Origin of the sequence: Pseudomonas sp. SIMBA_041 (genome assembly GCF_046535095.1) — a bacterium.
Taxonomy (GTDB): Bacteria; Pseudomonadota; Gammaproteobacteria; order Pseudomonadales; family Pseudomonadaceae; genus Aquipseudomonas; species Aquipseudomonas mucoides.
This window is the reverse complement of sequence record NZ_JAWRXJ010000008.1, coordinates 228,210-249,281: the sequence shown is the minus strand read 5'-3', so window position 1 is coordinate 249,281 and position 21,072 is coordinate 228,210. Positions and strand designations below refer to the sequence as shown.

23 protein-coding genes and 1 pseudogene are annotated in these 21,072 nt (G+C 58.6%); 12 read left to right on the top strand and 12 right to left on the bottom strand.

The features are described from left to right. On the top strand, positions 1–369 hold the full coding sequence (locus tag SB725_RS20885) for a PilZ domain-containing protein (RefSeq protein WP_194940756.1): 369 nt from the start codon (positions 1–3) through the stop codon (positions 367–369). A gap of 119 nt (positions 370–488) precedes the next feature. Here the strand turns inward: SB725_RS20885 and radA are convergent, their stop codons facing one another. Genes radA through katB form a run of 3 tightly spaced genes read right to left on the bottom strand, consistent with a single transcriptional unit; the run spans position 489 to position 4,044 of the window. Further along, on the bottom strand, positions 489–1,856 hold the full coding sequence (gene radA, locus SB725_RS20880; RefSeq protein WP_008040321.1) for a DNA repair protein RadA: 1,368 nt from the start codon (positions 1,854–1,856) through the stop codon (positions 489–491). Between the two features lie 44 nt (positions 1,857–1,900). Further along, entirely contained in the window at positions 1,901–2,443 is a 543-nt protein-coding gene (locus SB725_RS20875; RefSeq protein WP_027924223.1) for an ankyrin repeat domain-containing protein, read from the bottom strand. Between the two features lie 59 nt (positions 2,444–2,502). Continuing rightward, a complete protein-coding gene (katB, locus tag SB725_RS20870; RefSeq protein ID WP_059182126.1) occupies positions 2,503–4,044 on the bottom strand; it encodes a catalase KatB in 1,542 nt (513 codons plus the stop codon). A 284-nt stretch (positions 4,045–4,328) separates the two neighbouring features. Between katB and mscL the strand changes: the two genes are divergently transcribed. Then, a complete protein-coding gene (gene mscL, locus SB725_RS20865; RefSeq protein ID WP_027924225.1) occupies positions 4,329–4,742 on the top strand; it encodes a large-conductance mechanosensitive channel protein MscL in 414 nt (137 codons plus the stop codon). Positions 4,743–4,786: 44 nt separating this feature from the next. Here the strand turns inward: mscL and SB725_RS20860 are convergent, their stop codons facing one another. Then, positions 4,787–5,563 carry a ferredoxin--NADP reductase gene (locus SB725_RS20860; protein WP_027924226.1) on the bottom strand — a complete coding sequence of 259 codons (777 nt, stop codon included), beginning with the start codon at positions 5,561–5,563 and terminating at the stop codon, positions 4,787–4,789. A 343-nt stretch (positions 5,564–5,906) separates the two neighbouring features. Between SB725_RS20860 and SB725_RS20855 the strand changes: the two genes are divergently transcribed. Next, the gene (locus SB725_RS20855; protein ID WP_027924227.1) at positions 5,907–6,617 is read left to right on the top strand and encodes an autoinducer binding domain-containing protein; all 711 of its coding nucleotides are present in this window, start codon (positions 5,907–5,909) and stop codon (positions 6,615–6,617) included. Between the two features lie 177 nt (positions 6,618–6,794). Next, a complete protein-coding gene (locus tag SB725_RS20850; protein ID WP_027924228.1) occupies positions 6,795–7,919 on the top strand; it encodes a methyltransferase in 1,125 nt (374 codons plus the stop codon). A 71-nt stretch (positions 7,920–7,990) separates the two neighbouring features. Here SB725_RS20850 and SB725_RS20845 read toward each other — a convergent pair whose 3' ends face one another. The 3 genes from SB725_RS20845 to SB725_RS20835 form a co-directional block, all read right to left on the bottom strand. After that, positions 7,991–8,158 (bottom strand): DUF2474 domain-containing protein, encoded by a 168-nt coding sequence (locus SB725_RS20845; RefSeq protein WP_081743969.1) that lies wholly within the window; start codon positions 8,156–8,158, stop codon positions 7,991–7,993. 70 nt (positions 8,159–8,228) lie between these two features. Next, positions 8,229–9,236: a cytochrome d ubiquinol oxidase subunit II gene (gene cydB / locus SB725_RS20840; protein ID WP_059182124.1), complete on the bottom strand. Its 1,008-nt coding sequence runs from the start codon at positions 9,234–9,236 to the stop codon at positions 8,229–8,231. A 3-nt stretch (positions 9,237–9,239) separates the two neighbouring features. Further along, positions 9,240–10,676 (bottom strand): cytochrome ubiquinol oxidase subunit I, encoded by a 1,437-nt coding sequence (locus SB725_RS20835; protein ID WP_410922549.1) that lies wholly within the window; start codon positions 10,674–10,676, stop codon positions 9,240–9,242. 484 nt (positions 10,677–11,160) lie between these two features. On the opposite strand from SB725_RS20835, the gene SB725_RS20830 reads away from it, so the two are divergent. The 3 genes and pseudogenes from SB725_RS20830 to SB725_RS20820 all read left to right on the top strand — a co-directional run bounded on the left by SB725_RS20830 (position 11,161) and on the right by SB725_RS20820 (position 13,064). Beyond that, on the top strand, positions 11,161–12,399 hold the full coding sequence (locus tag SB725_RS20830; protein WP_059182123.1) for an MFS transporter: 1,239 nt from the start codon (positions 11,161–11,163) through the stop codon (positions 12,397–12,399). An 84-nt stretch (positions 12,400–12,483) separates the two neighbouring features. Next, a pseudogene (locus SB725_RS20825) lies at positions 12,484–12,763 on the top strand (type II toxin-antitoxin system RelE/ParE family toxin). Between the two features lie 13 nt (positions 12,764–12,776). After that, complete coding sequence (locus SB725_RS20820) at positions 12,777–13,064, top strand: HigA family addiction module antitoxin (protein WP_059182122.1); 288 nt, start codon at positions 12,777–12,779, stop codon at positions 13,062–13,064. 7 nt (positions 13,065–13,071) lie between these two features. Here SB725_RS20820 and SB725_RS20815 read toward each other — a convergent pair whose 3' ends face one another. Further along, on the bottom strand, positions 13,072–13,623 hold the full coding sequence (locus SB725_RS20815) for a DJ-1 family glyoxalase III (protein WP_027924233.1): 552 nt from the start codon (positions 13,621–13,623) through the stop codon (positions 13,072–13,074). Between the two features lie 67 nt (positions 13,624–13,690). Then, a complete protein-coding gene (locus SB725_RS20810; protein ID WP_027924234.1) occupies positions 13,691–14,149 on the bottom strand; it encodes a DUF4879 domain-containing protein in 459 nt (152 codons plus the stop codon). Positions 14,150–14,363: 214 nt separating this feature from the next. On the opposite strand from SB725_RS20810, the gene SB725_RS20805 reads away from it, so the two are divergent. Both SB725_RS20805 and trmA read left to right on the top strand, forming a co-directional pair. Further along, entirely contained in the window at positions 14,364–15,659 is a 1,296-nt protein-coding gene (locus SB725_RS20805; protein WP_027924235.1) for an NCS2 family permease, read from the top strand. Continuing rightward, positions 15,656–16,735: a tRNA (uridine(54)-C5)-methyltransferase TrmA gene (gene trmA, locus SB725_RS20800; protein WP_059182121.1), complete on the top strand. Its 1,080-nt coding sequence runs from the start codon at positions 15,656–15,658 to the stop codon at positions 16,733–16,735. Before SB725_RS20805 ends, trmA begins: the two co-directional genes overlap by 4 nt. A 54-nt stretch (positions 16,736–16,789) precedes the next feature. On the opposite strand, the gene SB725_RS20795 is transcribed toward trmA, so the two are convergent. Both SB725_RS20795 and SB725_RS20790 read right to left on the bottom strand, forming a co-directional pair. Further along, positions 16,790–17,236: a DUF2442 domain-containing protein gene (locus tag SB725_RS20795; RefSeq protein WP_027924237.1), complete on the bottom strand. Its 447-nt coding sequence runs from the start codon at positions 17,234–17,236 to the stop codon at positions 16,790–16,792. Next, positions 17,233–17,661 (bottom strand): hypothetical protein, encoded by a 429-nt coding sequence (locus tag SB725_RS20790; protein ID WP_059182120.1) that lies wholly within the window; start codon positions 17,659–17,661, stop codon positions 17,233–17,235. Before SB725_RS20790 ends, SB725_RS20795 begins: the two co-directional genes overlap by 4 nt. A gap of 267 nt (positions 17,662–17,928) precedes the next feature. On the opposite strand from SB725_RS20790, the gene SB725_RS20785 reads away from it, so the two are divergent. The 3 genes from SB725_RS20785 (at position 17,929) to SB725_RS20775 (ending at position 20,282) form a co-directional block, all read left to right on the top strand. Beyond that, the gene (locus tag SB725_RS20785) at positions 17,929–18,840 is read left to right on the top strand and encodes a LysR family transcriptional regulator (protein WP_027924239.1); all 912 of its coding nucleotides are present in this window, start codon (positions 17,929–17,931) and stop codon (positions 18,838–18,840) included. 141 nt (positions 18,841–18,981) lie between these two features. Beyond that, complete coding sequence (gene aroQ, locus SB725_RS20780) at positions 18,982–19,422, top strand: type II 3-dehydroquinate dehydratase (protein ID WP_140669465.1); 441 nt, start codon at positions 18,982–18,984, stop codon at positions 19,420–19,422. 5 nt (positions 19,423–19,427) lie between these two features. Next, the gene (locus tag SB725_RS20775; RefSeq protein ID WP_059182118.1) at positions 19,428–20,282 is read left to right on the top strand and encodes a shikimate dehydrogenase; all 855 of its coding nucleotides are present in this window, start codon (positions 19,428–19,430) and stop codon (positions 20,280–20,282) included. 49 nt (positions 20,283–20,331) lie between these two features. On the opposite strand, the gene SB725_RS20770 is transcribed toward SB725_RS20775, so the two are convergent. Further along, entirely contained in the window at positions 20,332–21,009 is a 678-nt protein-coding gene (locus SB725_RS20770; protein ID WP_027924242.1) for a TetR/AcrR family transcriptional regulator, read from the bottom strand. Positions 21,010–21,072 lie beyond the last annotated feature (63 nt).

Genomic DNA, 21,072 nt, shown 5'->3' with positions numbered 1-21,072 from the left:
ATGAGCGAACACGCAGCCGACCGCCGTCGCTTCAAACGTATCGCGTTCGACGCCCAAACCGAACTGGGCCAGGACGAATACATCTGGCAGGTGAAGTTGATTGATCTGTCGCTCAAGGGGCTGTTGGTCGAGAAGCCCGAGCCATGGCTGGGCAATCGGGAGCATCACTTTTGCGTTGATGTTCATCTGACGCCTGAAGTCGCGATCAAGATGGATGTACTACTGACCCACGATGACCATGGCCAGCTCGGCTTCGTCTGCAAACACATCAGCCTGGAATCGATTGAACGCCTACGGCGGTTGATCGAATTGAATCTAGGGGATCCGCAAGAGCTGGAACGCGAGCTGGGCGCCCTGATCGAAGTTTGAACCCACGACAAATCCACTAATGTAGGAGCCGGGCTTGCCCGCGATAGCGACTTCACTTTCAACATCATCGTTGAATGACAAGTCGCTATCGCGGGCAAGCCCGGCTCCTACATCTATGGTTACTCGAACAGTGCGTCGAGGGCCTGCTCCAGACGGGTAACGGCAATAATCTGCAAACCCGGCGGCGCCTCTTTCGGCGCATTGCCCTTGGGCACGATGGCGCGCTTGAAGCCGTGCTTGGCGGCTTCTTTCAGGCGTTCCTGACCGCTTGGCACCGGGCGCACTTCGCCGGACAGGCCGACTTCGCCAAACACCAGCAGATCATGTGGCAATGGCCGGTTGCGCAAACTGGACATGACCGCCGCCATCAAGGCCAGATCAGACGCGGTCTCCAACACCTTCACACCACCGACCACGTTGAGAAACACGTCCTGATCGTGGGTCGGAATGCCGCCATGACGGTGCAGAACCGCCAGCAACATCGCCAGGCGATTCTGATCCAGCCCCAGCGTGACCCGGCGCGGGTTGGCCAAATGGCTGTCATCCACCAGGGCCTGGACTTCCACCAGCATGGGCCGCGTCCCTTCCCACGTCGCCATGACCACACTGCCAGGGACTTCCTCCTGAGCGCGTGTGAGAAAAATCGCCGACGGGTTAGAGACTTCTTTCAGACCCTTGTCCGTCATGCCGAACACACCCAATTCGTTGACCGCGCCGAAACGGTTTTTGACCGCTCGCAGCAAACGCAAACGCCCATCGGATTCGCCTTCGAAATACAGCACGGTATCAACCATGTGCTCCAGCACACGGGGACCGGCCAGGGCGCCTTCCTTGGTTACGTGACCAACGAGGAAAATCGCGGTGCCACTCTGCTTGGCATACCGCACCAGCAAGGCCGCACTCTCGCGAACCTGGGAGACGCCACCCGGGGCCGATTGCAGTTGTTCGGTGAAGATCGTCTGGATCGAGTCGATCACCATGACCTTGGGTTTTTCCACCCGGGCCGTGGCGATGATGGTTTCGATGCAGGTTTCGGTCATCACTCGCAGTTGGTCCTGCGGCAAGCCCAGCCGGCGGGCACGCATGGCCACTTGTTGCTGCGATTCTTCGCCGGTGACGTACAGCGCCGGCATGCTCTTGGCGAGGTTGCACAAGGTTTGCAACAGGATGGTCGATTTACCGATGCCCGGGTCACCGCCGATCAGCACCACCGAACCGTCGACCAAGCCCCCACCCAACACTCGATCGAGTTCACTGGAGGCTGTGGAAAAGCGCGGGATTTCCTCGACACTGACTTCGGCCAGGGTCTTGATCTGGGCCTGTTGGCCAGTCCAGCCGGTGCGACCGCTCGGGGCGGCGGCACCACCGCTTTCCACCATGGTTTCGGTCAGCGTGTTCCAGGCCCCGCACTCACCGCACTGGCCGGCCCACTTGGGGAAGGTTGAGCCACACTCGGTGCAGCCGTACATGCGCTTGGCCTTGGCCATCTGAACTCCCGGCAAAACCGCGATGATAGCTCAGCTGACGCCGATCAGCGCGGCGCGGCGATACGGATTTCGCCGCTGGCCAGACGCGTGGCACTGTTGCCCAATGGATCTTCGGCCTCCAGGTCCGCACCTTTGGCCTTGAGTGCGTCGAGCAGTTCGGCACGCTTGAACAATCCGGCGTACATCGCAGCCGTTTGCCCCGCGCCGTTGCGTTGGTCGGGGCTGCAATTGGCCAATAGTAAAGTCCGGGCAATCTGTACTTCCCCTTTGAAAATCGCCCCCATCAATGCCGTGTTGCCTCGCTGGTCCTGAGCACAGGCATCCGCGCCGGCGGCGAGCAAACGCTCTACTGCGGCGGTCTGGCCGTGATAGGCCGCCAGGATCAGCGCGGTGTAGCCCTTGCTGTCGCGGGTATCGAGTGAGTAGCCAGCCTCAATGAACGTGTCGAGCATGGGCACATCGCCACGGCGGGCGGCGTCGAAGTAGTAATCCTGCAGTTGAGCAGACAGCGCCGCAGAGTCGTCGGGTGTGGTGGAAAAGGCACTGGTCGAGAGCAACGCCAGCCACACAAACAGATAAATACGCATCGCAAACTCCTTGGCCCGACGGGACCTCATCGGAGGTCCCGCATTTCAGGCAATCGCCGTCAGTCGACCAGGTTGGCCGCCAGCGCCTTGACCCGGCTCAAGTCACCCTTGGCCACCTTGGTCACGCCGGTCCCGTATTCCGGGTCGGCTTTGTACAGGAACGACAGAATGATGTGCTTGCTCTCGTCATCGGTTGTCGCGAGCGAACCGCCAAAACTCTCGATAAGGTCGTTCCGCTCCTTTTTACTGAAGGAGCGATACAGATCACCGGCCTGCTTGAAGTTTTGCTCGCGCGGGATCTTCGCCTGCTGGGTGCTGCCCGTCAGCGCCGATGGGCTGTAACGCGCGGTTTGCGGCTCGTCGCGGGGCATCAAACGGCTTGGCTGATAGTTCACGCCTGTGGTGCTGTGACCGATGTTCATCGCACCGTCCTGATTGCCGTTATTCACGGCAACTTTTGGCGCATTGATCGGCAACTGAAGTGCATTGGCACCCAGGCGATAGAGTTGAGTATCGGCATAGGAGAACACTCGCCCTTGCAATAAGCGATCTTCCGAAGGTTCGATACCGGGAACCAGATTGGCCGGAGCCATCGCCACTTGTTCGGTTTCCTGGAAGACATTCGAAGGATTACGATCCAGGATCATTTGTCCAACTTTTCGTTCAGGAACTCCAGGCCAGATCTTCGTCGCATCCAATGGATCGAAATCAAACTTGTACAAATCTTGAGAGCTCACAACCTGAACGTACAAGTCCCATTTCGGAAAGTCACCCTTGTTAATATGAGCAACCAAATCATTGGTCATATGGCTGTAATCTTTTCCTTGAACTTTCGACACCAACTCAGGATCGAGATTATTAATCCCCTGCAAACTCTTCCAGTGAAACTTCACGTAATGCACATCGCCTTTGGCATTAACTAACTTGTACGCATGCACACCGTTTCCATCCATCTCCCGATAACTGGCCGGTGTACCCGAGTTGGAATACAACTCGGTCAGGGTGCGAGTGGCTTCAGGGACATGGGAGAAGAAATCAAATCGCCGCGAATCATCGTCGAGGTTGGTGCGTGGGTCGGGTTTGAACGCGTGGACCATGTCTGGAAACTTGATCGCATCACGGATGAAGAAAGTCGGGAAATTGTTTCCCACCAGGTCCCAGTTGCCGTCGGCGGTGTAGAACTTGGTAGCGAAACCACGAGGGTCGCGCAGGGTTTCCGGCGAATGGTTGCCATGAACGACGGCGGAGAATCGCACGAACACCGGTGTGCTCTGACCGCCAGCAAACACTTTCGCCTTGGTCAGGTCGCTCAGGTCATTGGTCACGGTGAAGGTGCCGTGGGCGCCAGTGCCACGAGCATGCACCACACGTTCAGGAATGCGTTCACGGTCAAAGCGCTGCAGCTTCTGGATCAGTTGCACGTCCTGCAACAACACCGGGCCTGTGGCACCTGCCGTTTGTGAGTTCTGGTTATCGCCCACGGCAGCGCCATTATCACGGGTCAAGTTGGCAGCATGGACGGAGAAGGACAGCAGGCTGGCGGTTAAAACGCCAAGCGTACGCCAATGGGGAAAAGCCCCAAGGCCAAGTGTAGAAGTCATATCAGGTTCCTCTGTTTTCAAGGCGCACTCCCAGTGCGCTGAACCGAGGCTAGAGGCCGAACCGGCAAAACTTAAATAGAAAAAACGCAACGTGATGATTCAGATATTTATGTCGCTAATCAGTCAGTTAGCGCGTATTTCGCGCGCGATTGCTGGCACTTTGCAAACTAATTGCCGGCAGACAGGTCGATAGTCACGAGCATTGTAATGAGGTGTTTCGAGCAAGAGCCGTTTTGCTGAATTACACTGCGTTCACCAACCTCATCTGTAACAAGGAATAACCTATGGGCGTGATAAGTGAGTTCAAGGCCTTCGCGGTCAAAGGTAATGTGATCGACATGGCCGTCGGTATCATCATCGGCGCCGCCTTCGGCAAGATCGTGACGTCGTTTGTCGGCGACGTGGTCATGCCGCCCATTGGCTTGCTGATCGGCGGTGTGGACTTCAGTGATCTGGCCATTACGCTCAAGGCTGCCGAAGGCAATGCCCCGGCCGTGGTGCTGGCCTACGGCAAATTCATCCAGAGCATGATTGACTTCATCATCGTCGCGTTCGCGATTTTCATGGGGATCAAAGCGATCAACCAACTGAAGCGCGAAGAGGCCGCGGCCCCGACGCTGCCGCCGGTTCCGACCAAGGAAGAAGAGTTGTTGAGCGAGATCCGCGATCTGCTCAAGGCCCAGAACGATCGGCCTTGAAGGCGGGTTGCAAACAGAAACGGCGCCCTTGAGGCGCCGTTTTTTTACCAGAAGTTTTCCACCGCCACCTGGCCTGGGCGTCGGCTGAGGCTCAGGTGCATGTCCCGCTGCTTGAGCAGCTTGCGCGTGTCATCGATCATCTGCGGATTACCGCAGAGCATGACCCGCGAATGCTCGGGCGTCAGCGCCACGCCTGCTGCCCGCTCCAGCTCGCCATTTTCAATCAGCGTGGTGATTCGTCCGTTCAGGGCGCCTGGGTGTTGTTCGCGAGTGACGGTGGCGATGAACTGCAATTTGTGAGCGTTTTCGGCCAGATAATCGCGCTGTCCCAACTCGGCGATCAACGCCTGATACGCCAATTCCCGGGCCTCACGCACGCTGTAGACGAGGATAATGCGTTCGTATTTCTCCCACACTTCGAAGTCCTGCAGGATCGACAGGAACGGGGCAATGCCGGTGCCTGTGGATAACAACCAGAGGTCACGTCCATCGACAAAGCGGTCCGGGGTCAAATAACCAAAGGCCTGGCGGTCCACCAGCAACGTATCACCCACCTTCAGTCGACTCAGCTCGCTGGTGAACTCACCGCCTGGCACCACGATGGAGAAGAACTCGAGAAATTCGTCATGGGGTGACGACACCATTGAATAGGCTCGCCAGACCGTAGTGCCATCGGCCTTGGTGACACCTAGCCGGGCGAACTGCCCGGCCCTGAAGCGAAAGCCCGGATCTCTCGTGGCTCGCAGCGTAAACAGGTTTGGGGTCAACGGCTGGACGTCGAGCAAGGTTTGGCGAGTGTATTTTTCGGCACTGGCGGTCATGGGACGCTCCATTGAACTGATATCACCAGTGTCGCGCAAAGCAGGCGATGTAAACACCGACGATTTGTAGTGTCTTTGGTATTAGATCCATCGTTAGTTGTACAGCTGCTTTTATATTGTCGATGACATGACTAAAACTTGTACAAAAAACAATGCATAGAATGATATACGCCCCGCGAAAAGAGTTTCATGAGCCTGAGCAGCTAAGAACCAGATATGCACTTTCGATAATGTTAAAGAGCAAAAAAATTGCAGCACATTTGTAGGATTACTCCTACACTCTGGGCGTGTTGGATCCTGGATCCAATTTGCACCCCCAAGATAGCCGCATGGAGTTGCTGCAATGAAGATGTGGAAGGAGTCACAGCTAAAACAGATACTTGAAGCCAAGGAAGTTAAGCCCGCCTATGAGACTTCGCTCATACTGGCTCAGGATCTTGGCTTCAATTTCTGTGCTTTTTCAATTACATCCCCCGCAGTTTTGCTTAATCATGACACGGTAAGTTTTAACAATTACCCCGTCGATTGGAACACGGCATATGAACATGACCAATTAGGTGACACAGACCCAATACTGGCTCATTGCAATCATTCAGAGTTGCCAATTCTTTGGGAGGATGAGCTCTTCTCAAAGGTCCCTCAGCTGAGGCAGGCGCAAAAACAACAAGGCTTGCAGTATGGTTGGTCACAATCGATTCATGACGACAGCGGTCTGCGCAGCATGTTTAGCCTGGCCAGAAGCAACAGCCCGATCACTGCCGATGAATGGTATGCACATCTGGCCTACGCCATTTTAATCAACCGCCATTTGCATGGGCTCGTGGCAAAAAAGCTGGATCACCGCCTGGCGATTGCATGCACACCCCGGTTGTCGACGCGTGAAATCGAAATCATGAAATTGTCGGCCGACGGCAAGACGGCCTATGAATGTTCCAAAATCCTGAGCATCAGTGAACGCACCATCAATTATCATGTGCAAAGCTGCATCCATAAATTTGGGGTGAACAACAAGATTGCAGCCGTGATAAAGGCTGTGAGGGTCGGCGCTATCTGAATCCATTCAGTACGAAGAAAACCCACGGGTAATCCAGCCGAAAAAAACGTACCATTTGCGGCCCCCTGAGTGATGTCGTATATAACTTCACGACGCCGTGCACTCGGCCGGTCCCGCCTGCTACAACGCCTCCGGCCGCGGGACACCACACCCGTTGACTACCCAGAGCCCCGCCTCATGCCCCTGCTCGAAACACCCTTCGCCCAACTCGACCTGATCCGTCAGCCAGAACAGCAGAACGAACCGCTGCAAGCGTTCGATGCCGCCGACGAATACCTGCTCAACCACCTGGCCGAACAACAGCCCTCGGCCGAAACTCGGGTACTGGTGTTGAACGACAGTTTTGGTGCATTGGCCGCCAGCCTCGCGGGCAAGGTCCGGGTGATCAGCAGTGGTGATTCGTTCCTCGCCTTTCAGGGACTGGAAAAAAATCTGATCCGTAACGGCCAGGCGTTTGACGCCGTACCGAGCGTGCCCGCCAGCGACGTGTTCAGCGGCCCGTTTGACCGGGTATTGATCCGGGTGCCGAAAACCCTGGCGTTGCTGGAAGAACAACTGATTCGCCTGCAAGGCCAACTGGCGCCAGGCGCGCAGGTGATTGCCGCGGCGATGATCAAGCACCTGCCACGTGCTGCCGGTGATCTGCTGGAACGCTACGTCGGCCCGGTACAGGCCTCCCTGGCAGTGAAAAAGGCCCGGCTATTGATCGCCACACCTGAAGCAAAAGACCCGGTCGTGTCCCCCTACCCTTCGCGCTATCAGCTTGATGAGCCGGCCATTGAACTGCTGAACCACGCCAATGTGTTCTGCCGCGAAGGGCTGGACATCGGCACCCGGGCCTTTCTGCCGCACCTGCCAAAAAACCTCGGCACCGCGCGAGTCGCCGATCTCGGTTGCGGTAACGGCGTGTTGGCCATTGCCAGTGCGCTGCAAAACCCCGAGGCGCAGTACACGCTGGTGGACGAGTCGTTCATGGCGGTTCAATCGGCTGCCGAAAACTGGCGCGCGGCGCTGGGCGACAGAGCGGTCATTGTGCGGGCCGGCGACGGGCTGGCCGGGCAGGAAGCTCAATCCCTGGACGTGGTGTTGTGCAATCCGCCGTTCCATCAACAACAGGTCGTCGGCGACTTTCTCGCTTGGCGCATGTTCCAGCAGGCCCGCGAGGCGCTAGTGGTGGGTGGCGCGCTGTATATCGTCGGCAATCGTCACCTGGGTTACCACAGCAAGCTCGCACGGCTGTTCCGCGGCGTCGAACAAGTGGCTGCCACGCCAAAATTCGTGATTCTCAAAGCCCGCAAATAAACCGGGGCAAAAAAAACCCTCCGCGCAGGAGGGTTGTGAATCCGTGCCTCCAAGGCGACGGGATGGGATCTTCAGTGTGTAGTCAGGCCTGCCGCATTCATGAACATGCGCATCAGACTGGCCACGATAAACAGGGCGCCGACGCTACCGACCCAGATCAGGACCAGCCATCCAAGCCGCTGCAACAGCGGTTTTTTTTCGGCTTCTTCAATGTCGTGCAGGGAATGTTTACCGGTCATTACAACAATCCTCAGGTAGATCGATGGCGCCAGTGAGGGCGCCATCGCGAGCACGCTCGCTCCTACAGTGTCAGTGATAACCGTCTTCGTGGGTGACCTTGCCGCGGAACACGTAGTAGCTCCAGAAGGTGTAGCCCAGGATGAACGGGATGATGAACAGCGTGCCCACCAGCATGAAGCCCTGACTTTGCGGCGGTGCGGCGGCGTCCCAGATCGAGATCGACGGTGGCACGATGTTCGGCCACAGGCTGATGCCCAGACCGCTATAGCCGAGGAAGATCAGCACCAGCGTCAGCAGGAACGGCGTGTAGTGCGCATTGCGGGCGACGGCGCGGATCAAGCCATACATGGTCACCAGCACCAGAATCGGCACCGGCATGAACCAGAACAGATTGGGCAGCGTGAACCAGCGGGCGGCGATTTCAGCGTGGGCCAAGGGTGTCCAGATGCTGACAATACCGATCACCGCCAACACCACGAAGGCCAGCGGCCGTGCCAGGTTGTGCATTTGCTCCTGCAGCTTGCCCTCGGTCTTCATGATCAACCACGTGCAACCAAGCAGCGCATACGCCACCACCAGTGCCACGCCGCAGAACAGAGTGAACGGTGTCAGCCAGTCCAGCGAACCACCGGCAAACTGGCGATTGACCACCGGCAATCCATCAATGAAGGCGCCCAACGCCACCCCCTGAAAGAAGGTCGCGGTGATGGAGCCGCCGATGAAAGCCTTGTCCCAGAGGTGGCGCTTGTGGTCCTTGGCCTTGAAGCGAAACTCAAAAGCCACGCCCCGGAAGATCAGCCCGATCAGCATCAGGATCAGCGGCAGGTACAACGCCGAAAGCACCACCGAATAGGCCAGCGGGAAGGCACCAAACAACGCGGCGCCGCCCAGTACCAGCCAGGTTTCGTTACCGTCCCAGACCGGGGCGACCGTGTTCATCATCACATCACGGTCGGTCTTGCCCGGGATGAACGGGAAGAGAATCCCGATCCCCAGGTCGAAGCCGTCCATGACCACGTACATCATGATGCCGAAGATGATAATCACGGCCCAGATCAGCGGAAGATCAATACCCATGACTCAAATCTCCTTGGTCAGGCTGTGGTCACTGTCGGCGTCATCATCGTCAGCGGCGGACAGCGGACGGGCCGGTGTGCGTTTCTTGCCAGGCCCACCATCGCTGGTTTCCTTGCCTTCGTCGATCTTCGGCCCTTTGCGCACCAGGCGCATCATGTAGCCCAGGCCGGCACCGAACAGCGCGAAATACACCACCACAAACAGAATCAACGTGATGCTCATCTGCATGAAACTATGGTTGGAAGAAGCATCCGCCGTGCGCATCAGTCCGTAGACCACCCACGGCTGACGGCCGATTTCAGTGGTAAACCAACCCGCGAGGATCGCGATCAGGCCCGACGGCCCCATCCACAACGCCAGGTAAAGGAACGGTCGCGAGGTATAGAGCTTGTCGCGCTTGCGCAGCCACAGGCTCCACAACCCGGTGAATATCATCAGGAAACCCAGGCCGACCATGATCCGGAACGACCAGAACACGATGGTCGAATTGGGCCGGTCTTCAGGCGGGAATTCCTTGAGCGCAGGGACTTGTTTGTCCAGCGAGTGGGTGAGGATCAGGCTGCCCAGATACGGAATCTCGACGGCAAATCGGGTTTTCTCGGCTTTCATGTCCGGCCAGCCGAACAGGATCAACGGGGTCGGTTCGTCGCCGATGTTTTCCCAATGACCTTCGATCGCGGCAATTTTCGCCGGCTGATGCTTGAGCGTGTTGAGGCCGTGGAAGTCACCGATGACCGCCTGAATCGGCGCAACGATCAAGGCCATCCACATGGCCATCGACAACATGGTGCGGATCGCCGGGTTGTCCTTGCCGCGCAGCAAGTGCCAGGCCGCCGAAGAGCCGACGAAGAAGGCGGTGGCAACGAACGCCGCCGTCGCCATGTGCATCAGGCGGTACGGGAACGAAGGGTTGAAGATCACCGCCAGCCAGTCGGTGGGGATCACCTGACCGTTAACGATTTCGAAACCCTGCGGCGTCTGCATCCAGCTGTTCGAGGCGAGGATCCAGAAGGTCGAGATCAGCGTGCCAATAGCCACCATGACCGTGGCAAAGAAGTGCAGCTTGCGCCCGACCTTGTTCCAGCCAAACAGCATGACCCCAAGGAAACCGGCTTCGAGGAAGAACGCCGTCAACACCTCGTAGGTCAGCAACGGCCCGGTAACCGATCCGGCAAAGTCCGAAAAACGGCTCCAGTTGGTGCCGAACTGATACGCCATCACCAGCCCGGAGACCACCCCCATGCCGAAATTGACGGCAAAGATCTTCGACCAGAAGTGATACAGGTCGCGGTAGGTGTCGTTATGGGTTTTCAGCCACAGACCTTCGAGTACCGCCAGGTAACTCGCCAGGCCAATGGTGATGGCCGGGAACAGGATGTGAAACGAGATGGTAAACGCGAACTGCATTCGGGCGAGATCAAGTGCCTCTAAACCGAACATAAGTCTTCCTCTGTCAGTTAATACGGCTGCTGGCTGGAAGCCTGCACCCAACGGCCCCCACGGGTATGGAGTGCGGCGAATTCGAATTCGTTCTTTTTATTGAAAGCCTCACAACGCAGGGAAGTCTGGCCTGATGGCCGCCGGATCAATTCCTGGTGGGGTTTTGATCTGGATCAATCAACGTTGAAAGAGTAGTCCCATTTCCGGGGATGAACCGCGTGGTCTTTTGCCGCGTGACAAGTTGCCTCATGGCTATCGTTACAGGCAGATACATTTCCCCTGCGGGAGCGAGCTTGCTCGCGAAGCGCGTGTGCCAGGCAGCTCGGTATCGAGGGATAGGCCGCCATCGCGAGCAGCCTGCTCCCACAGAGGAATCAGGTGTTTTTACGATCGATGTCTAGCTAAGTATATTTTCTGTGGCTGCAACTTCTGGTTACAGGTTGGTGATAACCTCGCCCTTCCCCTCTCCCAGATTTCCCCGCAGATGCCCAGCCAAGAGCCCTTGCTGTTACGTCATCACCGCCCCTTCATCGCGTTCTGGCTGGCTCGGGTGTTTACCGCCAGCGGTTTTCAGATGCTCACCGTGGCCATTGGCTGGAACCTGTACCAGTTAACCGGCAACGTGCTCGATCTGGGCCTGGTGGGGTTGGTGGAATTTGCCCCGCGCGTGCTGTTCATGCTGCACACGGGGCACGTCGCGGACCGCTATGACCGGCGCAAAGTCGCGGCGATCTGCCAGTCGCTGCAAGCGTTGATCGCCCTGTCGCTGGCCATCGGCAGCGCCACCGATCATGTCACCCGGGAAATGATCTTTATCCTCGCGTTCTTGCTCGGTGCTGCGCGCTCCTTCGAAATGCCCACCACTCAAGCCCTGTTGCCGAGCATCGTGCCCAGCGCGCTGTTTCCCCGTGCGGTGGCCGCCGCGCAATCCGCGCAGCAGTCAGCCACTATCGTCGCCCCGGCGCTCGGCGGTTTGCTCTACGCCTTCGGCAGCGTCTGGGTGTATGGCCCGACCGTAATCCTCTACATCATTGCCTGCGGGTTGATGCTCAACTTGCCGGCCCGGCAAACGCCGCTGAACAAGGGCAAGGCGACGCTGGATTCGCTGCTGGCGGGTATCCGCTTCATTCGCAGTCGCCCGGACATTCTCGGGGCAATTTCTCTGGACCTGTTTGCGGTCTTGCTCGGCGGCGCGACGGCGCTGCTGCCGGTGTTTGCCAAGGACATCCTGCTGACCGGCCCGTGGGGGCTTGGCCTGCTGCGGTCTGCGCCGGCCGTCGGCGCGCTGTTGATGTCGCTATTCCTGGCGCGGTTTGCGGTTGAGCGCAACGTCGGACGGGTGATGTTCACCGCCGTCGGTGTGTTCGGCGTCGCCACCATCGCCTTCGGCCTGTCGACCTCGTTCTGGTTCTCGCTTGCAGTGCTGGTGGTGCTGGGCGCGGCCGACATGATCAGCATGGTGATCCGCGCCTCGTTCGTGCAGCTGGAAACCCCGGACGAAATGCGCGGCCGGGTCAGCGCCGTGAACGGCCTGTTCATCGGTGCGTCGAATCAGTTGGGCGAATTCGAATCCGGGCTGACCGCCCACTGGTTCGGTACCGTGCCGGCGGTGGTCATGGGCGGGATCGGCACGCTGGTGGTAACCGGGGCCTGGGTGAAACTGTTCCCGACCTTGGCCAATCGCGACCGCATGCATGTGCCGCTGGAGGAAGTGAAGGTCTGAAGCAGGTGCCTGGCACAAATTTGCCGACCAGGTGCACTATATAGATACCGCAACAGGTGTAATGTATCGCCTTACACTTGCCCCATGATCAAATCCTTTCGGCACAAGGGCCTTCGTGGCCTCTATGAAACAGGTTCGACTCGAGGGATTCGTGTAGACCATGCAAAGCGTCTGTCTCGGATACTTCAGTTCATGGACCGCGCAACGCTACCCGGCGATCTAGACCTTCCGGGATGGCGACTGCATCCACTCAGAGGAGAGTTGGCCGAATTCTGGTCGCTGAGTTGTTTCAGGGAACTGGCGAGTTGTTTTTCGGTTTATCGGTTCAGACATCGAACTGGTCGACTATCTGGACTACCACTGACAGGAGGCAGGCAATGCCCATGCACAACCCGCCACACCCTGGCGAAACACTCTTGATGGATGTGTTACCCGAACTCGGCATCAGCGTCACGGAACTCGCCCGCCATCTGGGTTTTGCACGACCGCACCTTTCTCGGGTTCTGCATGGCCACGCCCCCATCAGCCCGGATCTGGCCGTGCGTCTGGAGCGGGCGGGGATTGGCAAGGCTCGCATGTGGCTAGGGGTTCAGACTGATTACGATCTCTGGCAAGCAGAACAGCGCGAACAGCCGGCGATCAAGCCCATCGCCATCCACGCCTGACATATCCTCACGCCAGCATCTCCCCCGCCACCGCCATGCGCGTGGCCTTGCCGCAGAGTTGTTCCACCAGCGTCAGGGCAAATGCCAAAGCGGCCCCGGAACCCTGGGCGGTCACGCAGTTGCCGTCGACCACCACCGGTTGGTCGATGAAGTTGCAACCTGACAACTGATGACTGGCGGAGGGCAGGCAGGTCATGCGTCGCTGACGCAATACGCCGAAGTGCTGCAGCGCGACCGCCGGGGCTTCAGCGATGCCGGCGAACAGGCGCCCGGCGGCGGCCTGATCCTTGATCAGTTGTTGCAGGGGTTGATGGGCCGCCAGGTGTTGCGCGCCCACGGCGCCGCCCGGAAGGGCGATCAGGTCGAACGGCTGGGCCAGCAAGTCCACCAGCATGGCATCGGCCGTCAGCCGGGTTCCACGGGCGCAGGTGAGCATGCGCCGCCCCTCGATGCTGGCCACCACCACTTCAACGTTGGCGCGGCGCAACACATCGATCAGGGTCACTGTTTGCAGGTCGTCGATGCCCTCGGCGAGGGTAATCAAAGCTCTAAAGGTCATGGGGACAGTCCACAGGGTGATCTTTAAAGCGTAGTCAGCTTTCCTGACGCTTGTTCGAGTGCAGCCGTTACTTGATGTAAAGCTGGGTCGACATCTTATCGCTCGGCGCATTAATCGAGGTGTTGCTGAACGTGAAGGTCCCGTCCTGCTTGCCCGCAAGATTGAAGATATACAGATAACCGACCGTTTTTGCCCCGGGTGTGCAATCAGTCAGGTTGCCGGTCTGAAAGGCACATACCGGCGACCGGGTGCCGTCCACTTCAAAACCATCCAGCGCGACATGTGGACTATTACTGCCGTAACCGATTTCCAGCACATAGACCTTGATGCTCGGACCACTATGATCGCAACGCGTCTCGGTCTGCCCTTCGGCAATGTTTTCAAAGCCACAGACCGGCGATTCAACCTTAACCACTTTCAACTGGCTCAATCGCGGCGCCATCGCAGCCGAGGCGTTTTGTGCCCCCAGCAACAAGGCCATCACGACGCCAATGACGGCAATCACACGCGTTTTCATGCAATACATAACGACCCCCAAAACCAGCGCGCAGTATGGCTCACTTCGCTTGACGGCAAAACATCGACGACGATCGCAGCCATCAGCAGCCATAACCCCACGCGGCTGGTATGATGCGCGGCTTTTTCCGGCCCACAGTAATTTCCCAGGCGCGTTCAGTGGTCTGTGCTTTGCTGTTGAGGTCGATACATTCACGGCGCCGGGCGCGCCACGGGGAGCAGACATGCTGGAAAGGCTGTTTCAACTCAAGGCACACAACACCAACGTGCGGACCGAGATTCTGGCGGGCGTCACGACTTTCTTGGCCATGGCCTACATTCTGTTCGTCAACCCGAGCATTCTCGGCGAAACCGGCATGGACAAGGGCGCGGTGTTCGTCGCCACCTGTCTGGCCGCGGCGATTGGTTCCACGATCATGGGCCTGATCGCCAACTACCCGATCGCGCTGGCGCCGGGCATGGGCTTGAACGCCTTCTTCACCTATACCGTGGTCCTGCACATGGGCCACACCTGGCAAGTGGCGCTGGGTGCGGTGTTTATCTCGGCGGTGTGCTTCTTCATGCTGTCGATCTTCCGTATCCGTGAATGGATCATCAACAGCATCCCGCTGCCGCTGCGCTCGGCGATTGCCGCCGGTATCGGCCTGTTCCTGGCGCTGATTGCCCTGCACAACGCCGGCATCGTGGTCAGCAACCCGGCGACCATGGTAGGCCTCGGTGATCTGAAACAACCAGCCCCGATCCTCGCGACCCTGGGTTTTGCCCTGATCGTTGCCCTCGAAGCCCTGGCCGTACGCGGCGCCGTGCTGATCGGCATTCTGGCGGTGACCATCATTTCGATCTTGATGGGCTTCACCCCTTTCGGCGGCGTGATGTCGATGCCACCGTCGCTGGCCCCAACCTTCATGCAACTGGACATCAAAGGCGCACTGGACATCGGTCTGGTCAGCGTGATTTTCGCTTTCCTGTTTGTCGATCTGTTCGACAACTCCGGCACTCTGATCGGCGTCGCCAAACGCGCCGGCCTGATGGACAAGAACGGCCACATGCCGAAAATGGGTCGCGCCCTGATCGCCGACAGCACCGCGGCCATGGCCGGTTCGCTGCTGGGCACCTCGACCACCACCAGCTACATCGAGTCCGCAGCCGGCGTGAGTGCGGGCGGCCGCACCGGCCTGACCGCCGTCGTGGTGGCGATCCTGTTCCTGCTGGCACTGTTTTTCTCGCCATTGGCGTCCAGCGTCCCGGCCTTCGCCACGGCACCGGCACTGCTGTTCGTCGCCGTACTGATGACCTCCGGCCTGGCCGAAATAGACTGGGACGACATCACCGTTGCCGCACCGGTGGTGATCACCGCGCTGGCCATGCCGTTCACTTATTCGATCGCTAATGGCATCGCCTTCGGTTTCATTTCCTGGACCGCCATCAAGCTGATGTCCGGTCGTGGCCGTGAGCTGAACCCGGCGCTGGTGATCCTGTCGATTCTGTTCGTGATCAAGTTGGGTTGGTTCAACGCATGACTTTTGATACCCAGGCCTACGCCGTTCAGCTCGAAGAAAAGGTCACGCGCCTGCGTGACCTCCTGGCCCCGTTCGATGCGCCAGAACCGGCGGTGTACGACTCTCCGCTGCAAAACTTCCGCCTGCGCGCTGAATTCCGCCTGTGGCGTGAAGGTGGTGAGCGGCACTACGCGATGTTTTCCCAGGAAGACAAACGTACGCCGATCCTGATCGAAGAGTTTCCGATCGCCAGCCTGCGCATCAACGAACTGATGCCGAAGCTCAAAGCCGCCTGGAAAGCCAGTGCGGCCCTGAGCCACAAGTTGTTCCAGGTGGAGTTCCTGACCACCCTGGCCGGCGATGCGATGATCACCCTGTGCTATCACCGCCCGCTGGACGAGCACTGGCATGCGGCGGCCACGAAACTGGCCACGGACCTGAACGTGAGCATCATCGGTCGCTCAAAAGGCAAACGCGAAGTGATCGGTCACGATTACGTGGTTGAGCAGCTCGAAGTCGGCGGCCGTACTTTCAGCTATCGCCAGCCGGAAGGCGCATTCACCCAGCCCAACGGCACCGTGAACCGGAAGATGCTCAACTGGGCTTACGACGCGTTGGGTGATCGCCCGGACGACTTGCTCGAACTGTACTGCGGCAACGGCAACTTCACCCTGCCGCTCGCGACCCGCGTACGCAAAGTGCTGGCCACCGAAATCAGCAAGACCTCGGTCAATGCAGCGCTGAGCAACCTCAGCGAAAACGCGGTGGATAACGTCACCCTGGTGCGACTCTCCGCCGAAGAGCTGACCGAAGCGCTGAACGAAGTCCGCCCGTTCCGCCGCCTGCATGGCATCGACCTCAAGAGCTACGAGTTCGGTAGCGTGTTCGTCGACCCGCCCCGCGCCGGCATGGACCCGGACACCTGCGAGCTGACCCGACGTTTCGACAACATCCTCTACATTTCCTGCAACCCGGAAACACTGGCGGCGAACATCGCCCAGTTGCACGACACGCATCGCATCACTCAGTGCGCGATGTTTGACCAGTTCCCGTGGACCCATCACATGGAATCCGGGGTGTTGTTGACCCGTCGTTGAGAGCTGTTGCCGATACAAATGAGCCGTCATGACGACGGCTTTTTTGTAGGCGAATCAAAGTGCCGCATCTACCTTGCGCGGTCGCCCCCCCTTTTTGCCATTGGCCCGCGCAGCCTCGGCCTTGGCGACGCTGCTCTGGCGCCCATTGCGTGAGGCGATGACCGAAGACGCCATGTCCATCAATGGCTTGCTCGCTGAAATCAGGCCGGCGATGGACACCTGCAAATCACTGCCTTCATGGCAGAGCGCGGTTCCCGCAAAGCCAACCCTCAAGTCGGCGAAATCCTCATCGTCAAAGCCATCAAACTCCGGGTAGTTCTTCGCCGGCAGGAGCACGCCACTACCGTCCTCAAAACTGATGACCAGGCAATGTCCGGTCCAGCTCACGGCTCTCGCATTCAAACCGCTGCGACGGCTCAACTCGCCTCGCTCAATGGCCTGTTCCAATGTTTCTTCGGTGACGGGGCGATCCGCCTGAATGCTCGCCTGTATGGTTTTCATAATTCGATTTCCACTCCCTCGGCAGCCCCCGTCAGGGATAACAGCGTCTTGTTAACTTCGGGCTCGTAACTGGCCGAGCCAATCAGGTAAGTCGTGCTGGCGAGTCGTTTCATCACGACCACTTCATTGCTCTCCCAATCCCACAACTGATTATCGAGGCAAGCGGTGCACAATTTTCGCCACCAGAGGCCACGCGCTCGCTGTAAATGCGCCGGTTGCCGCAGCGCCTGGCGCAATCCTTCCAGCACTGCTGAAGGGGGGCGCTGCGAATGAGGAACGACGTCCCAAAGCTCCACGCCGTTGTGCCAGAAACTGAATTTGAAGCGTGCGCTCCATGTCTGTGCATCGACATGGACATGCGGCGGGCAATGTTGATCGCGCAACATGATGACCAATGAAAAGTCCTTAAAGCGACATACGTTCATGCAACCCATCCGTTAGGTTATAGAGTGCAAAGATTCTCCATTCCTTGAAGAACCCGGCAATTGGCGATTGATCCGTTTGACGATCGACTCGGTTTTGAGCCTAGCCCTTGAACGTTTTTTGACTCGCCTATGACGGCGGCAAAATAGTAAGCAATCCTTTCACTGCACTCACAAAAAAAAGCCGCCTACGCCGGTCAAGCACTGCCACGGCGATTTCATCTACAGTGACGCCATTCAGTCCTCATTTGATCCCCGGTGTAATCAATCATGCAGCGTGTCTTCGATGATCTTCAGTTGGGCAGCATCGAGCTGTTTTGCCTCGCCGCCGAGGCCGGCAGCTTTACGGCCGCCGCACTGGTGGCGGGCGTGACACCAGCCGCGGTCAGCCGCTCGGTATCGCGCATGGAAGAGCGTCTGGGCGTGCGGCTGTTTGCGCGTACCACCCGCAGTGTGAAGTTGACCGACAGCGGTCGTCGTTACTACGAAGAATGTCGTCAGGCTCTGGCGCAGCTGGTCGAGGCTCAGCGCGAGGTCATGGGCCAGCAGCAGCAACCGTCTGGCACCTTGCGCATCAGCATTCCCACGACGTATGCGCACCACCGGATCTTGCCGTTGCTGCCAGCCTTTCGGGCGCGTTTTCCCGACGTGAAGGTCGAGTCGCACATCAGCAATCGCAATATTGATTTCGTCGGCGAAGGTTACGACATGGCGATTCGCGTACGGGCCATTCCGGACTCCGGCCTGATCGCCCGGCATCTGGAGGACGCCGCGCTGGTGATGATTGCCAGTCCCGATTACCTCAAGCGTGCAGGTGTCCCCCAAACACTCGAAGACTTGGCGCAGCACGAATGCATCCAATACGAACTGCCCAGCAGCGGTCGGCGGATCGCCTGGCTGTTCAATGACAACGGCACACCTCGGGAGATTCTGGCCGAGGGCAGTCTCAGTTGCTCTGACGATGTGCTGGGTGGCGTGACCCTGGCCAAACACGGGGCGGGGTTGTTTCAGACGTACCGGTTTATCGTCGAAAACGAACTGGCCGATGGCTCGCTGGTGGAAGTATTGAAGCCTTACAGCGGCCGCTCGCGACCGTTCACGTTGCTGTATCCGCAAAGCCGTCATGTGCCCCTGAGGTTGCGCGCCTTTATCGATTTCCTGGTGGAGCATCTGCCGCGATAAACAGCGAAATCGTCCGATCACCGCACACAAATCCCCTTCGAGACGTCTCTTCAATTGACCTAATTAACCAGCTAGTACAATTTGTCTCCACAGGCTGAAACCTAGAGCCGATTCCAAAAATAATAAGTGGAGAGACCCTTGATGCCCCCTATCGTTCTGGTGCTCAACGGCCCGAACCTGAACCTGCTCGGCACCCGTGAACCGGCGACTTATGGCCACGAAACCCTGGCAGACATTTCGGCGCTGTGCGCACGCGCTGCTGAAGAATTCGGCCTGGCCGTGGAGTTCCGCCAGACCAACCACGAAGGTGAATTGCTCGACTGGATTCACGCCGCTCGCGGTCGTTGCGCCGGGATTGTCATCAATCCAGCCGCGTGGACCCACACCTCGGTGGCGATTCGCGACGCCCTCGTCGCCAGCGAACTGCCCGTGATCGAAGTCCACCTGTCGAACGTCCATGCTCGCGAGCCTTTCCGGCATCACTCGTTTGTCTCGGCCATCGCCACCGCGGTGATGGCCGGTTTCGGCAGCCACGGCTATCGCCTGGCGCTGGAACATTTCAGTCTGAAATTGAAGGGGTGAACACGATGGCTCAGCACAACACTGTATTGGCCGGGCTGATCGGCGCCGGGATTCAAGCCTCGCGCACACCGGCGCTGCACGAGCACGAAGGCGAAGCGCAGGGCATGCGCTACCTCTATCGCCTGATCGACCTGGATCAATTGAAGCTCGACAGCAGTGCCCTGCCCGACCTGTTGATGGCGGCCGAACGAATGAACTTCACCGGGCTGAACATCACCTTCCCGTGCAAGCAGGCGATCATCCCGTTGCTTGACGAACTGTCGCCGGAAGCCCGCGGCATCGGCGCGGTGAACACGGTGGTGTTGAAGGACGGTAAACGCATCGGCCATAACACCGATTGCCTGGGTTTTGCCGAAGGATTTCGCCGTGGCTTGAAGGACGCTGCCCGTGAGCGCGTCGTACAAATGGGCGCTGGTGGCGCCGGCGCGGCAGTGGCCCACGCGTTGTTGAGCGAAGGCGTACAACTGCTGAGTATTTTTGACGTGGAGCCAAGCCGCGCGCAGGCGCTGGCAGACAATCTCAATCAACACTTCGGGGCTGGCCGGGCGGTGGCCGGGCACGATCTGCCGAGCACGTTGAGCCTGGCTGATGGTTTGGTAAACACCACGCCCATGGGCATGAAAAAACTGCCGGGCATGCCAGTGCCGGTCGAGTTGCTTCGCTCAGCCTTGTGGGTGGCGGAGATCGTTTACTTCCCGCTGGAAACCGAACTGCTGCGCAACGCCCGCGCGCTCGGTTGCCGCACGCTGGACGGCGGCAACATGGCGGTGTTTCAGGCGGTGAAGGCGTTTGAATTGTTCAGCAACGTGGTGCCGGATGCGCAGCGAATGCTCGCGCACTTTCAGAGCATGAACGACTGAGGGGATGCGGTGAGGGGCTGCAGTGAAGGGAAAGCCCCCTCACCTGATATCAGGCTTGCAAGTAACGCAACACCGACTCGCAAATCATCGCACGATGCCTCTGCTTGATGGCTTCGTCCGGCAAATCGATCTGGAAGATCTCCCCGAAGGTATGACGGTTCGACACGCGATAGAAGCAGAACGAACTGATCAGCAGATGCACATCCAGCGCCACTAGCCCTGCACGGAACAAACCCTCCTCGGCACCGCGACGCAGAATTTCGCCCAGTGCGTCGAGAATCGTATTGTTCATGGCCTTGATCGCATCGGAGCGCTTCACGTATTCGGCATTGTGAATGTTCTCGATGCTGACGATACGCACGAAATCGACGTTGTGATCGTGGTGGTCGAAGGTGAACTCCACCAGGCGACGAATCGCCTCCACCGGCCCCAGTTCGGTCAGGTGCAAGCGGTTTTCAGTGTTGCGAATATCACCGTAGAGCTTTTCCAGCACCTCGACGTAGAGCTGTTCCTTACTGCCGAAGTAGTAATAGATCATGCGTTTGGAGGTGTGGATACGCTCGGCGATTGCATCGACTCGAGCACCGGAAAGCCCCTGTTGGACGAACTCGACAATCGCCTCTTGAAGGATATTCTCGCGGGTCTTTTCCGGGTTGTTTTTGCGGCTCTTGCGGGGCTCGGCGATCAGTTCGGCGGGCACTGCGGAGCGTTCTGAAGTCATTGTCATTGCGGGCTCACGGCCATCACTGCACAAGCTGGCGATTATGGGCCGCTGCGCACAGTGAAGGAA

Excerpts from the sequence above, each read along its gene's own strand:
- katB (WP_059182126.1), bottom strand. The coding sequence starts at position 4,044 with ATGACTTCTACACTTGGCCTTGGGGCTTTTCCCCATTGGCGTACGCTT.
- SB725_RS20830 (WP_059182123.1), top strand. The coding sequence starts at position 11,161 with ATGCCCAGCCAAGAGCCCTTGCTGTTACGTCATCACCGCCCCTTCATC.
- SB725_RS20855 (WP_027924227.1), top strand. The coding sequence starts at position 5,907 with ATGAAGATGTGGAAGGAGTCACAGCTAAAACAGATACTTGAAGCCAAG.
- SB725_RS20795 (WP_027924237.1), bottom strand. The coding sequence starts at position 17,236 with ATGAAAACCATACAGGCGAGCATTCAGGCGGATCGCCCCGTCACCGAA.
- mscL (WP_027924225.1), top strand. The coding sequence starts at position 4,329 with ATGGGCGTGATAAGTGAGTTCAAGGCCTTCGCGGTCAAAGGTAATGTG.
- SB725_RS20875 (WP_027924223.1), bottom strand. The coding sequence starts at position 2,443 with ATGCGTATTTATCTGTTTGTGTGGCTGGCGTTGCTCTCGACCAGTGCC.
- SB725_RS20775 (WP_059182118.1), top strand. The coding sequence starts at position 19,428 with ATGGCTCAGCACAACACTGTATTGGCCGGGCTGATCGGCGCCGGGATT.
- SB725_RS20810 (WP_027924234.1), bottom strand. The coding sequence starts at position 14,149 with ATGTATTGCATGAAAACGCGTGTGATTGCCGTCATTGGCGTCGTGATG.
- cydB (WP_059182124.1), bottom strand. The coding sequence starts at position 9,236 with ATGGGTATTGATCTTCCGCTGATCTGGGCCGTGATTATCATCTTCGGC.
- trmA (WP_059182121.1), top strand. The coding sequence starts at position 15,656 with ATGACTTTTGATACCCAGGCCTACGCCGTTCAGCTCGAAGAAAAGGTC.
- SB725_RS20835 (WP_410922549.1), bottom strand. The coding sequence starts at position 10,676 with ATGTTCGGTTTAGAGGCACTTGATCTCGCCCGAATGCAGTTCGCGTTT.
- aroQ (WP_140669465.1), top strand. The coding sequence starts at position 18,982 with ATGCCCCCTATCGTTCTGGTGCTCAACGGCCCGAACCTGAACCTGCTC.
- SB725_RS20770 (WP_027924242.1), bottom strand. The coding sequence starts at position 21,009 with ATGACAATGACTTCAGAACGCTCCGCAGTGCCCGCCGAACTGATCGCC.
- radA (WP_008040321.1), bottom strand. The coding sequence starts at position 1,856 with ATGGCCAAGGCCAAGCGCATGTACGGCTGCACCGAGTGTGGCTCAACC.
- SB725_RS20785 (WP_027924239.1), top strand. The coding sequence starts at position 17,929 with ATGCAGCGTGTCTTCGATGATCTTCAGTTGGGCAGCATCGAGCTGTTT.
- SB725_RS20850 (WP_027924228.1), top strand. The coding sequence starts at position 6,795 with ATGCCCCTGCTCGAAACACCCTTCGCCCAACTCGACCTGATCCGTCAG.
- SB725_RS20790 (WP_059182120.1), bottom strand. The coding sequence starts at position 17,661 with ATGAACGTATGTCGCTTTAAGGACTTTTCATTGGTCATCATGTTGCGC.
- SB725_RS20815 (WP_027924233.1), bottom strand. The coding sequence starts at position 13,623 with ATGACCTTTAGAGCTTTGATTACCCTCGCCGAGGGCATCGACGACCTG.
- SB725_RS20820 (WP_059182122.1), top strand. The coding sequence starts at position 12,777 with ATGCCCATGCACAACCCGCCACACCCTGGCGAAACACTCTTGATGGAT.
- SB725_RS20885 (WP_194940756.1), top strand. The coding sequence starts at position 1 with ATGAGCGAACACGCAGCCGACCGCCGTCGCTTCAAACGTATCGCGTTC.
- SB725_RS20845 (WP_081743969.1), bottom strand. The coding sequence starts at position 8,158 with ATGACCGGTAAACATTCCCTGCACGACATTGAAGAAGCCGAAAAAAAA.
- SB725_RS20805 (WP_027924235.1), top strand. The coding sequence starts at position 14,364 with ATGCTGGAAAGGCTGTTTCAACTCAAGGCACACAACACCAACGTGCGG.
- SB725_RS20860 (WP_027924226.1), bottom strand. The coding sequence starts at position 5,563 with ATGACCGCCAGTGCCGAAAAATACACTCGCCAAACCTTGCTCGACGTC.